This window comes from Arthrobacter sp. 10T419, from assembly GCF_056394105.1.
In genome coordinates, this window is record NZ_JBFTHF010000001.1 from 1 (window position 1) to 14537 (window position 14537).

General features: G+C 67.5%; 10 protein-coding genes and 1 rRNA gene. 6 read left to right on the forward strand and 5 right to left on the reverse strand.

The genetic code is table 11. From position 1 onward, the window contains the following. The first annotated feature begins 31 nt into the window (after positions 1-31). The 4 genes from rrf to AC1DBD_RS00020 all read left to right on the forward strand — a co-directional run bounded on the left by rrf (position 32) and on the right by AC1DBD_RS00020 (position 4982). Positions 32-148, forward strand: a 5S ribosomal RNA gene (gene rrf / locus AC1DBD_RS00005). Between the two features lie 318 nt (positions 149-466). Beyond that, on the forward strand, positions 467-754 hold the full coding sequence (locus tag AC1DBD_RS00010; RefSeq protein WP_011776355.1) for an HU family DNA-binding protein: 288 nt from the start codon (positions 467-469) through the stop codon (positions 752-754). Positions 755-864: 110 nt separating this feature from the next. Continuing rightward, positions 865-3018: a bifunctional copper resistance protein CopD/cytochrome c oxidase assembly protein gene (locus tag AC1DBD_RS00015; RefSeq protein WP_476981140.1), complete on the forward strand. Its 2154-nt coding sequence runs from the start codon at positions 865-867 to the stop codon at positions 3016-3018. After that, on the forward strand, positions 3018-4982 hold the full coding sequence (locus AC1DBD_RS00020) for an NHL domain-containing thioredoxin family protein (RefSeq protein ID WP_476891882.1): 1965 nt from the start codon (positions 3018-3020) through the stop codon (positions 4980-4982). The genes AC1DBD_RS00015 and AC1DBD_RS00020 overlap by 1 nt, the downstream gene beginning before the upstream one ends. 123 nt (positions 4983-5105) lie before the next feature. On the opposite strand, the gene AC1DBD_RS00025 is transcribed toward AC1DBD_RS00020, so the two are convergent. The 4 genes from AC1DBD_RS00025 to AC1DBD_RS00040 form a co-directional block, all read right to left on the reverse strand. After that, positions 5106-6098 (reverse strand): hypothetical protein, encoded by a 993-nt coding sequence (locus AC1DBD_RS00025; RefSeq protein WP_441416549.1) that lies wholly within the window; start codon positions 6096-6098, stop codon positions 5106-5108. Positions 6099-6218: 120 nt separating this feature from the next. Further along, on the reverse strand, positions 6219-7919 hold the full coding sequence (locus AC1DBD_RS00030) for a helicase HerA-like domain-containing protein (protein ID WP_476981141.1): 1701 nt from the start codon (positions 7917-7919) through the stop codon (positions 6219-6221). 75 nt (positions 7920-7994) lie between these two features. Next, positions 7995-8696 (reverse strand): type 1 glutamine amidotransferase domain-containing protein, encoded by a 702-nt coding sequence (locus AC1DBD_RS00035; protein ID WP_441416551.1) that lies wholly within the window; start codon positions 8694-8696, stop codon positions 7995-7997. A gap of 60 nt (positions 8697-8756) precedes the next feature. Then, positions 8757-9626 carry an aldo/keto reductase gene (locus tag AC1DBD_RS00040; protein WP_476891884.1) on the reverse strand — a complete coding sequence of 290 codons (870 nt, stop codon included), beginning with the start codon at positions 9624-9626 and terminating at the stop codon, positions 8757-8759. A gap of 178 nt (positions 9627-9804) precedes the next feature. On the opposite strand from AC1DBD_RS00040, the gene AC1DBD_RS00045 reads away from it, so the two are divergent. After that, on the forward strand, positions 9805-10794 hold the full coding sequence (locus tag AC1DBD_RS00045) for an LLM class flavin-dependent oxidoreductase (RefSeq protein WP_476925537.1): 990 nt from the start codon (positions 9805-9807) through the stop codon (positions 10792-10794). A gap of 72 nt (positions 10795-10866) precedes the next feature. Here the strand turns inward: AC1DBD_RS00045 and AC1DBD_RS00050 are convergent, their stop codons facing one another. Further along, positions 10867-11967, reverse strand: coding sequence for a GmrSD restriction endonuclease domain-containing protein (locus tag AC1DBD_RS00050; RefSeq protein WP_476981142.1), 1101 nt, complete (start codon positions 11965-11967; stop codon positions 10867-10869). Positions 11968-12341: 374 nt separating this feature from the next. On the opposite strand from AC1DBD_RS00050, the gene AC1DBD_RS00055 reads away from it, so the two are divergent. Continuing rightward, positions 12342-14498, forward strand: a complete 2157-nt coding sequence (locus AC1DBD_RS00055; protein WP_476925535.1) for a discoidin domain-containing protein — start codon at positions 12342-12344, stop codon at positions 14496-14498. Positions 14499-14537 lie beyond the last annotated feature (39 nt).

The window sequence follows — 14537 nt, forward strand, 5'->3', positions numbered from 1 at the left end:
CACCAGGGCCCCGGGGGCGCGGACACAGGGTTACGGCGGTCATAGCGTGGGGGAAACGCCCGGTCCCATCCCGAACCCGGAAGCTAAGACCCACAGCGCCGATGGTACTGCACCCGGGAGGGTGTGGGAGAGTAGGTCACCGCCGGACATACATTAGGTCGAGAGCCTCCAACCACCAGGTTGGAGGCTCTCCCCCTTTAACCCCAAAACCACCCACGACGGCACCCGCCCACCGCCGTCGTGCACCGCCGCCGCTGCGTCGTCGGCCGGCACCGGCCCGGGTAGCGTCCGCTGACGGCTGAAAAGGTACTCCAGGGCCCTCGAAATCCGGAATTTTTCCCAAAAAAGGGCGAAAACACGCGGAATTTGCCACCTCGGCGGCGGCAAGCTGGTAAGTTTTCGAAGAGTGGCTTGCACGCATGCCGCGTGCAGGCTTCAGAAATTAGAACCGTCCAGGAGGACATAAATGGCTAAGAACCGTAGTGAACTTGTTGCAGAGGTAGCTGGCAAGGCCGGCACCAGCCAGGCAGCCGTCAACTCCGTGCTCGATGCACTGTTCGAGGTTTTCGAGACCTCTGTCGCCGCGGGCGAAAAGATCACCATCCCGGGCTGGCTCGCCGTCGAGCGCACCGACCGTGCAGCCCGCACCGGCCGCAACCCGCAGACCGGCGAGACCATCCAGATCGCCGCCGGCCACAGCGTCAAGCTGACCGCCGGTTCCAAGCTGAAGGCTGCAGTCGCCAAGAAGAAGTAGTCTTCTTCAAACGCTTGAAAGGAGCGGCAACCCCTCGGGTTGCCGCTCCTTTGCGTTAACCGCCGCCGAGAGGATTCGGCGCGCGGGCAGGGGTAGCGGACAATGGAGTTGTGCCTTCCGCAGCGAAACCCCAGACTTCACCAGCGCCCACCCCGACGGGCGGAGCGCGTGGCCGAGGTGCCGGAGCGCCGGGAATCTCCGGGCCCTGGCAGCTCGCCGGCCTGGCCGCGCTGTTCCTGGGCCTGGTGGCGGCACTGCTCTTCTCCGGGGCGGCCGGAGCCCGCGAAGTTTCGGATCCCGGCGCGCTGGTCCGCTGGGGGCTGCCCATCAGCAAGGCCATCCACAACGTCTCCCTCGCCACGGTAATCGGCGGCCTCATCTTCGCCGTCGGCATCCTGCCCAAGGATCTCTCCGGCCGCCAGTCCAAGGACAAAGCCGCCCCCGAGCATCCCGCCTTCACACGCGCCCTGGCCGTCGCCGCCGTCGCAGGCATCGCCTGGACCCTCTCAGCGGTTGCAGTGCTTGTCCTGAGCTACTCGGACATCGCGGGCCAGGCGATCTCAGGGGACCCGGAATTCACCAAGTCCCTCGTCTACTTCATGACCGACATCGAAACCGGCAGGGCCTGGCTGGCCGTCGTCATCATCGCTGCTGTGACCACCACTGCGCTGTTCGGCGTCCGTTCGAGGGGTGCACTGGCGTTCACGCTGATCCTTGCCGTCATAGGGCTGGTGCCGGCGGCGCTGATCGGCCACTCGTCCAGCTCAAGCGACCACGAAGGAGCGATCAACTCCCTGGGCCTTCACCTCTTGGGAGTCTCGGCCTGGGTGGGCGGCATCATTGTGCTGGCCCTCCTCTCCGGCGTTCTTGGTGCCGCTACGGCCGCCGGAGCCCCGGGCCGGGCCGACATCACGGAGCCGACCCTCCGCCGCTTCTCGGCCCTGGCCGGCTTCGCCTTCGCACTGGTCTTCGCCTCCGGCGTGGTCAACGCCAGCATCAGGATCTCCAGCTGGGCAGACCTGTTCGGGTCGGCGTACGGACAGCTGATCCTGGCCAAGACGGTGGCCGCGCTCGTCCTGGGCGGCGTGGGATTCATGCACCGCCAATGGGTCATCCCTCAGTTGGGCGTCAAGGGGGCCGGCCTGACCGCCCGCCGTGTGCTCTGGCAGCTGGTGCTCGTGGAGCTGCTGATCATGGGTGCGACGTCGGGAATCGCCGTCGCGCTCGGCCGCTCGGCCCCGCCGCAGCCCAGCACCTTCGCCGCGGACGCGTCGCCGGCCTTCATCCTCTCCGGCTACGAACTGCCTCCCGAGCTGACCCCGCAACGCTGGCTCACGGAGTGGCGGCTCGACTGGCTTTGGGTCGCCGTCGCCGTCTTTGGCCTGGTGTCCTACTTCCTGGGCATCCGCAAAGTCCGCCAGCGCGGCGACGCCTGGTCCTGGTTCCGGACCGTCAACTGGGTCATCGGCCTGGTGGTCCTCACCTACGTGACCTCCGGCCCGCCCTCGGTCTACGGCCGGGTCCTGTTCTCGGCGCACATGGTCGACCACATGGCGCTGACCATGGTGGCCCCCATCTTCCTGGTCCTCGGTGCCCCCGTCACGCTGGCGCTGCGGGCACTGGCCGCGCGGCGGGACAGCTCCCGCGGGCCGAGGGAATGGCTGTTGATCTTCGTGCACTCGAGGTTCTCGCAGCTCGTCACTCACCCGCTCTTCGCCGCGGCGAACTTTGCCGGGTCGATTGTGCTGTTCTACTACTCGGATGCCTTCGGCTACGCCATGCGCGACCACGTGGGCCACGAACTGATGAACCTGCACTTCGCCCTGACCGGTTACATCTTCGTGCTGACCATGATCGGCACAGACCCGTTGCCCCGCCGGGCGGCGTACCCGATGCGGCTGCTCCTCCTGCTGGCCACCATGGGCTTCCACGCCTTCTTCGGCGTCGCCATCATGGGCGGCACCGGGCTGCTGGCCGCCGACTACTTCGGCAACCTGGGCCGCAGCTGGGGCCCCTCGGCCCTGCTGGACCAGCAGATGGGCGGCGCGGTGGCCTGGGGGATCGGCGAAGTGCCCACCCTGCTGGTGGCGATCGGCGTCGCCGTCATGTGGTCCCGCTCCGACGCACGGGAGTCCAAACGGACCGACCGTGCCGCGGACAGGAATAACGACGCCGATCTCACCGCTTACAACGATATGTTTGCCCAGCTCGTCGAACGCGACGCGAAGCTGGCAGAACGCAATTCAAAGCTGGAAGGACGCTGATGAGCGAAACCGTACGCACCCACCTCCGGGTCCGGGCCTCCGAACTCGTAGGCCGAGGCTGGTTGAACACCGGTGGCAAATCCCTGGACCTCGAATCCCTGCGCGGCAAGATCGTGCTGCTCGACTTCTGGACCTTCTGCTGCATCAACTGCCTCCATGTCCTGGACGAGCTCCGGCCGCTCGAGCAGCAGTACTCGGACGTCCTCGTGACCGTCGGCGTGCACTCGCCCAAGTTCGAGCACGAAGCAGATCCGGTGGCCCTGGCGGCCGCCGTGGAGCGCTACGAGATCCGCCACCCGGTCCTGGACGACCCGGAGCTGGACACGTGGAAGGCGTACACCGCCCGTGCATGGCCCACCCTGGTGGTCATCGACCCCGAGGGCTACATCGTGGCGCACCTTTCCGGTGAGGGCCATGCGGACGGCCTGGCCGTGCTCATCCCCGAACTGATCGCCGAGCACGAAGCGAAGGGCACCCTGCACCGCGGCGACGGCCCGTACGTGGCCCCGGAGCCGACGTCGGGCACGCTGCGGTTCCCGGGCAAGGCCCTTTACCTTCCGGCCGGCCGCGGCGACTCGGCCGCAGCGGCCGACGCCGGTTCCTGGCTGGTGACCGACACCGGCCACCACCGCCTGGTCGAGCTGTCCACCGACTTTGAGACGGTGCTGGGCACCTATGGTTCGGGCGAGAAAGGCCACGCCGACGGCGGTGCCGCCGAGGCCCGCTTCAACGAACCGCAGGGCCTGGTCCTGCTTCCGGAGGACGTGGCCGCGAAGGCCGGCTACGACGTCGTGATTGCCGACACGGTCAACCACCGGCTCCGCGGGCTTTTCCTCGCGGACGGCAGCGCCACCACCCTTGCCGGCAACGGGGTACAGCGGCTGCTCGAGACCGGTCCGGCGCGCGTGGACGAAGAGGGCGCCGCCTACGGTGGCCGGCTTGAAGCGGATCCGCTGCAGGTCTCGCTGAGCTCGCCCTGGGACGTCGTCTGGTCCAGCAAGCTCAACGCCGTCGTGGTGGCGATGGCCGGCGTGCACCAGATCTTCAGCTTCGACCCGGTTACCGGTGCTGTGTCCATCATCGCCGGCAACGGCCTCGAAGGTTTGCTCGACGGCCCGGCCGCGGAGGCCTGGTTCGCCCAGTCCTCCGGCCTCGCCGAAGACGCCGACGGCAACATCTGGGTCGCCGACTCGGAGACCTCGGCACTGCGCAAACTCGTGATCGCCGACGACGGCGCCATCACGGTCGAGTCCGCCGTCGGCAAGGGATTGTTCGATTTCGGCTTCCGCGACGGACCGGCGGCCGAGGCCCGGCTCCAGCACCCGCTGGGTGTGACAGTCCTGCCCGACGGTTCGGTGGCGATCGCGGACACCTACAACGGTGCCGTCCGGCGCTACGACCCCGCTACCGGCACGGTGTCAACGCTCGCGCGGGGGCTGTCCGAGCCCTCCGACGTCATCGTGGACCACACCCAGGTGGCCGGCACCGAGCCGCTGCTGGTGGTGGTCGAGGCGAACAAGCACCAGCTGGTCTATGTGCCCATCCCCAAGGAAGCGCAGCAGGTGGACGAAGGGGCGGCGCAGACCCACCGGCCCAAGAGCCCGGTGGCCCCAGGTCTGCTGTCCTTGACCGTGCGGTTCACGGCCCCGACCGGGCAGAAGCTGGATGACCGTTGGGGTGACCCGACGCAGCTGAAGATTTCCTCCACCCCGCCGGAGCTGCTGGTGGCCGGCGGCGGGACCTCCGTGGGCCTGCTCCGCACCCTGGAGCTCGCCTCCGACGTCCCCGAGGGCGTGCTGCACATAACCGCACGGGCCGCGGCTTGCGACGGTCCGGAGACCGAGGACGGGGAGATCCCGGATCACGCGGCGTGCCACCTGTACCAGCAGGACTGGGGCATCCCGGTGCTGCTGCAGGCCGACGGGGACACCGAGCTGGTCCTGGACCTGCGCGGCATGGACTAAGCGCCCGGCTGGAGTCCTGAGGTACTTGGCGCTGTGAGGCTGCCGTCCGTGGCTTGGGTGTCACGGACGGCAGCCTTTTGCGTGTCCGGGGGAGCCGGCGGCCGCGGCCGCCGCACAGCAGGCTTAGTTGCTTAGCTGCGGGGTGAGCTTGACCGTGTCGCCGTCGATGTCCAGGCGCGTGGTGAAGCTGAAATCGTGGACTGCGTTGAGCTCCGTAACCGCGCCGGTGAACAGGTCCACCTGACGTGCCTTGATCCGTGCCTTGCCGTCCAGCGGCGCGACGACCCAGCGGCCGCCGAAGGGCTCGATGCTGACGGCCGGATAGTCGGCGATGCTCCAGTCGATCGTGCCGTCCACGACCCGGTTGTTGGTGGCGTGGTAGAACGGGCAGTCCGGCTGAAGCCGCTGCTGCTTGTCCGCCTGCTCCGCGCAGCTGTCCAGGAACTCCTTGACCTTCGCGGTGACGGCGTCCTTGAGCCCGTCCGTGGCCTGGGTGAGCAGGTTCAACGGCGCCGAGGGCATATCCCGACTGGTCACGGTTGTCCGGGTCGCGGGGGCGGCGAAGAACTGGCCGTTCAGGGCCGCCTCGTACTCGCCGGGGTAGAACACGGCAAAGGAGTTGCGACCGTTGGGCATGTTGACCGGGACCCCGTTGAGCAGGGCCTGGTTCGAATTCACGACGGTGACGTCGATCACCGGCAGCGCGGCCGGGACGAAGGACCAGTCATGGAAGAAGAGCCACTGGGTGCCGGACCGTTGCAGCAGGAACTCGGTGCGCAGCTGGCTGCCGTCGATGGTGTAATCGATCGGAACCATGACCTGGTTGCCGCCCTGGTCCTGCGCGTTGCCGATCTTCACGTCGGATATCCTCGCGGCGGCGGTCTTCAGCGCCTCTCCGTCCAGCATCGCCGGGTTGCTTTGCGGCACGGAGGCGTGAAGAAGGCCGAGCGCCTTCTCGCCTTCGCCCTTCTGCAGCGCGTCCAGATACTCGCGGACCGGCTGCTGGGGGCTGGCAATGGAATTGTTCACCAGATTGATCGCGACGACCGCGCCGGCTATGGCGAGCATCAGGCCCAACAGCCACACGGCTGCAATCCTGACCAACGCCTGACTCATCTGCACGTACCTTACGTTACCTGCACGCCCGCTGAACGCAGGTGTCACGGGCACCCGTTGTGACGTGCACCATGCCCGCCGGGCGGTCCCGGCCGCGGCGGCCCGGTCGCGGAAGACCGCCTAGCGCCTGCGCCGCCTGGATGAGGTGCCGAAGACGCCCCGGAGCAACTCCCGGCCGATTTGCGTGCCCAGCGAACGTGCCATGCTCTTGAGCCCACCGCCGAGGGCGCCGCCCAGCGCGCCGGCGAGGTCGCCGGCCATTCCGCCGCCGGATTCCTGCGGCTGCGGGGCGCGACGCTGCGGGGTGCGTTCCCGATCGGGCGTCGGCGACTGTGTGGAGCGGCTGCTGGGTCGGCCGAGGATTTCTTCCTCGATCCGCCGGGCGTCGGCATCGACGGCGTTGGGGTCCAGGCCGGTGCCGGAACCCGAACCGGCGTCGGACCCGGCGGCGGGGCCGGTGGACGCTGCCGACTGGCTCGCGAGCTTCTCATAGGCGGAGACGTTGTCCACGGCGGTGCCGTATTTGGCGAGCAGGGCGGACCCGGCCACAGTGCTGGCTATTAGCGCATCATCGCTCGGTCCCATCACGGACTCCGGCGCCCGCAGCCGGGTCAGGGCCACCGGGGTGGGCGCGCCCTTCTCATTCATGACCGTGATCACGGCCTCGCCGATTCCGGCCGAGGTCAGCGTCTCCTCAAGGTCGTAGTCACTGATCGGGAACGTGGAAACCGTTGCCTTGAGTGCCTTGGCGTCCTCGGGGGTGAAGGCGCGCAGGGCATGTTGCACCCGGTTCGCCAGCTGGCCCAGGACGTCCGCGGGGACATCCTTCGGTGTCTGGGTCACGAAGAAGATGCCCACGCCCTTGGACCGGATCAGCCGGACCGTCGTGGTGATCGCGTCAAGGAAAGCCTTGGAGGCGCCGTTGAACAGCAGGTGCGCCTCGTCCAGGAAGAACACGAGTTTCGGTTTGTCCAGGTCGCCCGCCTCGGGCAGGTCCTCGAACAGGTCCGCCAGCAGCCACATCAGGAAGGTGGAGAACAGCATGGGCTTCGTCTGCAGGGTCGGCAGCTCCAGGCAGGTCACGACGCCGCGGCCGTCGGGGGCGGTCCGCAGCAGTTCAGCGGTGTCGAACTCGGGCTCGCCGAAGAACTTCTCCATCCCCTGCGCCTCAAGCGTGATGAGTTCGCGCAGGATGACGCCGGCGGTGGACTTCGAGAGGCCGCCGAGGTTCTCCAGTTCGTCCTTGCCCTCGTCCGAGGTCAGGAACTGGATGACCGCGCGCAGGTCTTTCAGGTCGATCAGTTCGAGGTTGTTCTTGTCCGCGAAGTGGAAGACCAGCTGCAGGCTGGACTCCTGGGTTTCGTTGAGCTCCATCACGCGGGACAGCAGGATGGGGCCGAAGGAAGTGATGGTGGACCGGACCGGTATGCCGGCGCCGTCGCCGCCGAGGGCCAGGAATTCCACCGGGAAAGTCTTGCCGGACCAGGCCTGCCCGATGCTGTCGGTGCGCGCCTTGAGTTTCTCTGAACCGGCGGCGGCCGTGGCGAGGCCGGAGAGGTCGCCCTTGATGTCCGCGAGGAACACCGGGACACCGGCGGTGGAGAGCTGCTCAGCCATCATGTGCAGGGTGACGGTTTTGCCGGTCCCGGTCGCACCCGCCACCAGGCCATGGCGGTTCATCATGGCCAGCGGCAACCGGACAGGGGCTTCCTTGTGGAGCTCGCCGTCGACGATCGCGGCCCCCAGCTCAATCGTGGGCCCCTCCAGGGTGTACCCCTTCTGGATGGTGGCGACTTTATCTGCAGTGGATTTGATGGCCATGCCGTTAGCTTAGCCGGGTCCGGAAGACCGGACCCGGCCACGGCCGATGTTTATTTTTCTGCTTCGCCGCCGTCGTTATTCGGCGAGGGCCTTGAGGACTTCCTTCGCCACGTCCTCGCTGGACTGCGGGTTCTGTCCGGAGATGAGGTTGCCGTCGCGGACCACGTGTGAACTCCAGGCGGCCCCGTTTTCCACGACTGAGCCCTTTTCCTTCAGCTCGTCCTCGACGAACCACGGCGTGTTCTCCCCGGTGCCGCCACCCAGTTCCTCTTCATTGGTGAACACGGTGAGACGGCGCCCCGCGAAGGCGAAGTTCCCGGCGTCGTCGACGGCGCTCAGCAGGCCGGCGGGACCGTGGCAGAAAGGCGCGATGACCTTGCCGGCCTTGTTCGCCTCGATCAGCAGCCGGCCGAGGTCCGCATCCTCAAACAGGTCGGCCATGGGGCCGTGGCCGCCGGGCATCACGATCGCGTCGTACCCGGAAAGGTCGACGTCGGCCAGCACCAGCGGGGCGGAGAGCTCGGCGTCGATCTCGGCCAGGTACTTGCGGAAGCCGTCGGCGCGGTCCTGGCCGCCGGCGGATTCTGCGGCCAGGCTGACCTCGTCCACGGTGGGCTTGGCGCCGGCCGGAGTGGCGATGCGGACGGTGTGTCCGGCGCCCAGCAGGGTCTGGTGGGAGACCACGAGTTCCTCGGCCCAGTAACCGGTGGGGTGCTTGCTGCCGTCGCGCATGGTGAGGGAATCTGCTGCGGATACGACCATCAGGATGTTAGCCATGTTCTTGCTCCTGTTCTGCCGGCCAAGGAGCCGGTCAAAGGTGGGGATGGGGGTGGGTTCTTAGCGTGCGGCTTCGAGTTCGGCGAACGTCGCGTCATCGAGGACGACGCCGGCGGCGGCCAGGTTCTCTTCGAGGTGCTTGACCGAGCCGGTGCCCGGGATCGGCATCATGACGGGTGAGCGGCGAAGCAGCCAGGCGAGGGCCACCTGGGAGGTGGTGGCGCCCAGCCGCGTGGCGGCCTCATCCAGGGGGCCGCCCGGACGGGAGAGTTCGCCGGCCGAGATCGGGGCCCACGGGATGAAGCCGATGCCGTGCTCTTCCGCGTAGTCGAGGACATCCTCCGAGCTGCGATCCGTCAGGTTGTAGCGGTTCTGGACGGTGGAGACGGTGAAGTACTGGCTGGCCTGCTCCAGCTCGGCCACGCTGACCTGGGACAGGCCCAAGGCCTTGACCTTGCCTTCTTTCTGCAGGTCGCGGAGGACACTGAACTGCTCTTCCGGATCGACTTTGGGATCAATCCGGTGCAGCTGCAGCAGATCCAGCGCGTCCACCTTGAGCTTGCGCAGGCTCAGCTCGGTCTGCTGGCGCAGGTACTCGGCCCGGCCCAGCGGCACCCATTCATTCGGACCGGTGCGCGTGAATCCGACCTTGGTCGCGATTTTGAGGCCGTGCTTGTAGGGATGCAGGGCCTCCGCAAGGATCTCCTCGCTGATATTGGGCCCGTAGGAGTCGGCCGTGTCGATGAAGTCGACGCCGAGCTCGACGGCCCGGCGGACGACGGCGATGGCCGTGCCCCGGTCAGCGGGTTCGCCCCAGACACCGTCGCCGACGATGCGCATCGCGCCGAAGCCCAGGCGGTGCACCGTGCCCAGGTCCTTCAACTCGATCGTTGCGGATGATTCCGGATGCTGTGGGTTGTCGTGGCTCATAAGGGCGGCAACCCACTAAGGGTGCTGAGTATTCCTTCCGCGCACTCCTGCCGGTGATTCCGGCCGCGCAGAAATAAGCCCGGCCCCGCCGTCGTTGGCACCAGTATGCGCCTGCCGGAATCCGGCTTGCGCCAGATTTTCCAGACACCCTGCTCCGCTACGAAAGGCCGGCTTTTCCGTGACTGTTCCGCTTTCCATCCTTGACCTGGCAATTATCGGCAAGGGCCAGACGGCGGCGGAAAGCTTCGCCGGCAGCGTGGCCATGGCGCAGCGCGCCGAGGAACTGGGCTACCGCCGGATCTGGTACGCCGAGCACCACAACATGTCGTCCATCGCCTCCTCCGCGACGAGCGTGCTGATCGCCCACATCGCCGCGCATACCAAGACCATCCGGCTCGGATCCGGCGGTGTAATGCTGCCCAACCACGCGCCGCTGACCATCGCCGAGCAGTTCGGCACGCTCGAGACCCTGCACCCGGGCCGGATCGACCTCGGCCTGGGCCGGGCCCCCGGCAGTGACCAGAACACCATGCGCGCCCTGCGCCGCGACCCGATGAGCGCTGACAGCTTCCCGCAGGATGTCCTGGAACTGCAGGGCTACCTGACCGGTCCTACCCGCATCCCCGGTGTGGAGGCCACCCCCGGCAAGGGCACCAACGTGCCGCTCTACATTCTCGGCTCCTCGCTGTTCGGGGCGAAGCTGGCGGCGCAGCTGGGCCTGCCCTACGCCTTCGCCTCGCACTTCGCCCCCAACGCCCTGCAGGACGCCGTAGCGCTCTACCGCCGTGAATTCCGGCCGTCCGCGCAGCTGGAGGCCCCGCACGTGATCGCCGGCGTCAACGTGATCGCCGCGGATTCCGCCGCCGACGCGCAGGCAATGTTCCAGGCCACCAAACGGGCCCGGGTCTCGCTCTTCTTCGGCAACGGCCGCGTTTTCAGCGACGACGAGGCGGATATGATCCTGGACTCCCCGCAGGGCCAGCACATGGCGCAGATGATGAAGTACTCCGCCGTGGGGACCCCGGGCGCAGTGCTGGAATACCTGGACGAGTTCACGGCGCACGCCGACGCCGACGAACTGATCGTCGCGCACCAGAGCGCCGGAGTGGAGGACAGGCTGCGTTCCGTGGAGCTCCTCGCGGAGGTCGCCGGGCTCGCCCGGGTCTGAGCCGGGATAGCGCCCGCCAGACGCGCCCGCCGGTGCCCTGAAGGGCGCCTCGATCAGCCTTTCAGGCGTGGGCTACTCGCAGCCGACGCCGTCGCCGTCGCGGTCCAATTTGCTGCTGTAACCGGGCTGCCCCAGCCGGATGGGTGCGGCGCCCGCGGCCCTGACGGCAGTGCAGTTTGCGTAGTACACCGCTGCCGGAACGGGCGCTGCCGGAACGGGCGCAGGCGGGGCGGGTGCCACCGGGGCGGGCACTGTGGCCGGGGCTTTCCGCGCCGGCGGAGCGGCCGGCGCGGGAGTCGTCGGCTGCCGGCTGGTGGGGGCCAGGGCGCCCGGGCAGTCCGCCAGGATCCGCGCCATCGCGTCGTGCTCGGCCCGGGTGACCCACAATGCGTAGCTGGCCTTGACCGAGATCTGGCGCGCCACGTAAGCGCAGCGGTAGGACTTGTTCGGCGGCAGCCAGGTGGCGGCGTCGCCGTCGCTCTTCTGCATGTTCGCCGGGCCGTCCACGGCCAGGAGGTTGAGCGGATCGTTGGCGAAGGCGAGCCGCTGGGCGGGGCTCAGCCGCTGTGCGCCTTTTTGCCAGGCGTCACTGAGGGCTACGACGTGGTCGATCTGGACCGCGCTGCTGGTGTCGGCTCCGCGGCGGAAGTTGATGAGCATCGCGGTGTAGGGGTCCTTCAGAATCCCGGAAAGCACCACGCAGCCCCGGGTTCCGGGCTTGAGCGCCTCCGCTGTGAGGTCGCGGCGCAGCGTGTCGTTGCGGGTGTCGCAGCCGTTCCGGTCAACGTCGGCCCAGGCCTGTCCGAACTGGTCACGGGAGTACCCGGTCTTGGGCGCCCTCCCCTTGACCGGCAGCGTGGCCAGCACCTCAAGCGCCTTGCTGGCGTAGGCCGGCTGCTTATGCGGGGCCGACGCCCCGGTCAAAGCGGCCGTGGGCGCGGCCACCGGCGTCGGAGCGGAACGGGACGTGGCGGACCCGGGGGTCGCCACACCAGGTGATGCACTCTCGACGACGGAATTACCGGGGACAGCTGCGGTTCCGGCGCAGGCGGTGGACGAGACCAGCAGCAGCCCGGCGACGCCGCAGGCGATCCAGTCGACGGCGCCCCTGCGGCGGCCGGTGTCGGATGGAACCCGCCCGTTACCAGCTCCGCGTGCATTAATCCTGCGCAATTCTTCCCCTACTACTTGCCCCGCTGCTTGCCCGTCGGCGGGCCGGTGTCCGGCCTTTCACAGCCTACCGGCGGAGTCCCCGACGTCGGGCCGGTGCCACGCCGGGGTCCCGGCGGGCGAGGGACCGCTCGATCATGCAGCGGGGAAGGGCAAGAAGTCCGTAGCTATTTCCCGCACGGCCGTGCACACTGGGATTTGATCGTCAACAACCAGTACAGCGATGCCCTTTGGGGGCGGGTGGCGCGCGGCATGAGGCCGGGGCTGCCCCAACAAGTTCCCCCGAGCCTTGAACGGACAACACCGGACCCGAGGATGCCATGGCGCCTGACCCCGAGCGTAAGAAGCGGACTCTTCGACCATCTCGGCGTGCAACCATGATCTCCGTGGCGGCCCTCGCTGCGGTGGGTCTCTGGCTTGGTTCGACCGTCGCAATGCGGGGCGCGGGGCCAGAGCCGCTTCCGCACGCCGACGGCATCATTAGCATCGAGATGGACAATCCGGTGAACAAGTTCGATGGCCACCGCGCCATGGGGGTCGGCGTCGACGGCCTCGAAGAAAACGAGATCGACCGGGTGTGGTCGCCACCGAATGTCCAAGCCATGAAGTCAGCCGGATTCGGCCCGGTGAGTTACCGGCTGCGCACCGAACTGGGCGTCAAGGCGTGGCACTGGAACCCGCACGGGACGTGGAGCCAGCCGGACAAGGAGCAGGGGTACTGGACGTCCTCGTCCGAGCCCGCGGAAGATTATGGGGTCTCGTACGGCTACCGCCTTCCCCGGCGCGGCAACACCATCGATCAAGGAAAGAACAGCGGCCACTCCCGCTTGAACGACGGCGACGTTGACACCTTCTGGAAGAGCAACCCCTACCTGGACGCCCACTTCACCGGAGAACCTGACAGCCTCAATCCGCAGTGGATCATGGTTGAGTTCCCGCAGGCCCTGCCGATGGACACCGTCCGCTTCGATTGGGGTACCCCGTACGCCACCCGGTTCAAGGTGCAGTACTGGACCGGCCGCGACGCGCGCTTCCCCGTTGACAAGGGCACCTGGCGTGACTTCCCGCAGGCCGTGCAGCAGGGAACCGGGGGGACCCAGACGGTACGGATCGCTTCCACGCCGATAAACGCCCAATACGTGCGCATCCTGTTCACTGCGGACTCGAACACCGCCCCTGCTGGGTCCCGCGACATCCGCGACCGGCTGGGGGTGGCCGTGCGAGAAATCTATATCGGGCAGCAGCAAGGCGGTGCGTTCCTCGACCACGTTCGGCACCGGACGTCCCAACGGCAAACGGTCATGTGGACCTCCTCGACGGACCCGTGGCACAGCAAGGACGACATCGACAAGGATTATGAGCACGCCAGCTTCGAGCGGCTTTTTGCCAGCGGGATTACCAAGGACGAGCCCATGATGGTCCCGGTTCCGGCCCTGTACGGAACGCCCGACGACGCGGCGGCCCTGGCCCGCTACCTCGGTAAGCGCGGCTATCCGATCAAACGGATTGAGATCGGTGAGGAACCGGACGGTCAGCTCGCCCAGCCGGAGCACTACGGGGCGCTGTACGTCCAGATGGCCGCGGCCATGCGGGCTGTGAACCCGTCCCTGGAGTTCGGCGGCCCGGGCTACCAGACCACACTGCCCGACTGGGTGCACTGGCCGGACGACAAGGGGGTCCGGTCCTGGACCGGTCGCTTTGTTTCCTACCTGCGGCACCGCGACGCAATGTCGGACTTCGACTTCTTTTCCTTCGAGTGGTACCCCTTCGATAATGTGTGTGCCGACCCCGCCGGGACTCTGCCGCAGAACCCGGAGTTGCTGAGGCGGCTGCTCAAACGCGAGGAGGATGCCGGCCTGCCCGCCGAAGTTCCCAAGGTCATCACGGAGTACGGCTATTCCTCGTTTGTCGGACAGGTCGAACTGGAGCTGCCCGGCGCCATAGTCAACGCGGAAACGTCCGCCATGTTCCTGGCGATGGGCGGGGAGAGCAGCTACTTCTACGGCATTGAGCCGAACTGGGTGTTCCAGGACGAAGTCGGCGAGAAATGCGATACGCGGGGCAACCTGATGCTGTTCCAGTTCTACGATGAGTGGGAAATCCGGCCCGTGGCCGCCTACCAAGCTGCCAGGCTGGTGAACCACAGTTGGCTGGAGGCCGGCACCGGCAGCCACACCATGTTCCAGACCACCAGTGACGTGCGCAACGCGAAGGGCCAGGAGCTGGTCACTGCCTATACGGTGCGACGCCCCGACGGCAAGCTCAGCGTGCTCCTGTTCAACAAGGATCCCAAACGGGCCATCACCGTCCGGCTGATGCAGGAAAAAGACGGCAACTCCCAGGTTGTTAAGGGCGGCCTGGAGCTCGACCAGTACTCGGCCGAGCAGTACAAGTGGAACCCGTCACACGGCAGGGGCAACGGAGGGTATCCGGACCCGAATGACCCGCCGGTGAGCACCAGCGTAGGCACGGACAGGCACGCCACCATAACGCTGCCGCCCTACAGCATCTCAGTGGCTACTGCCCCGGGCTAAGGAGCATGCAGGTGCTGGGCGCCGTCGTCCGCCCGCGCC

Coding starts and splice junctions, on each gene's coding strand:
- AC1DBD_RS00010 (WP_011776355.1), top strand. CDS start 467: ATGGCTAAGAACCGTAGTGAACTTGTTGCAGAGGTAGCTGGCAAGGCC.
- AC1DBD_RS00020 (WP_476891882.1), top strand. CDS start 3,018: ATGAGCGAAACCGTACGCACCCACCTCCGGGTCCGGGCCTCCGAACTC.
- AC1DBD_RS00025 (WP_441416549.1), bottom strand. CDS start 6,098: ATGAGTCAGGCGTTGGTCAGGATTGCAGCCGTGTGGCTGTTGGGCCTG.
- AC1DBD_RS00030 (WP_476981141.1), bottom strand. CDS start 7,919: ATGGCCATCAAATCCACTGCAGATAAAGTCGCCACCATCCAGAAGGGG.
- AC1DBD_RS00035 (WP_441416551.1), bottom strand. CDS start 8,696: ATGGCTAACATCCTGATGGTCGTATCCGCAGCAGATTCCCTCACCATG.
- AC1DBD_RS00040 (WP_476891884.1), bottom strand. CDS start 9,626: ATGAGCCACGACAACCCACAGCATCCGGAATCATCCGCAACGATCGAG.
- AC1DBD_RS00055 (WP_476925535.1), top strand. CDS start 12,342: ATGATCTCCGTGGCGGCCCTCGCTGCGGTGGGTCTCTGGCTTGGTTCG.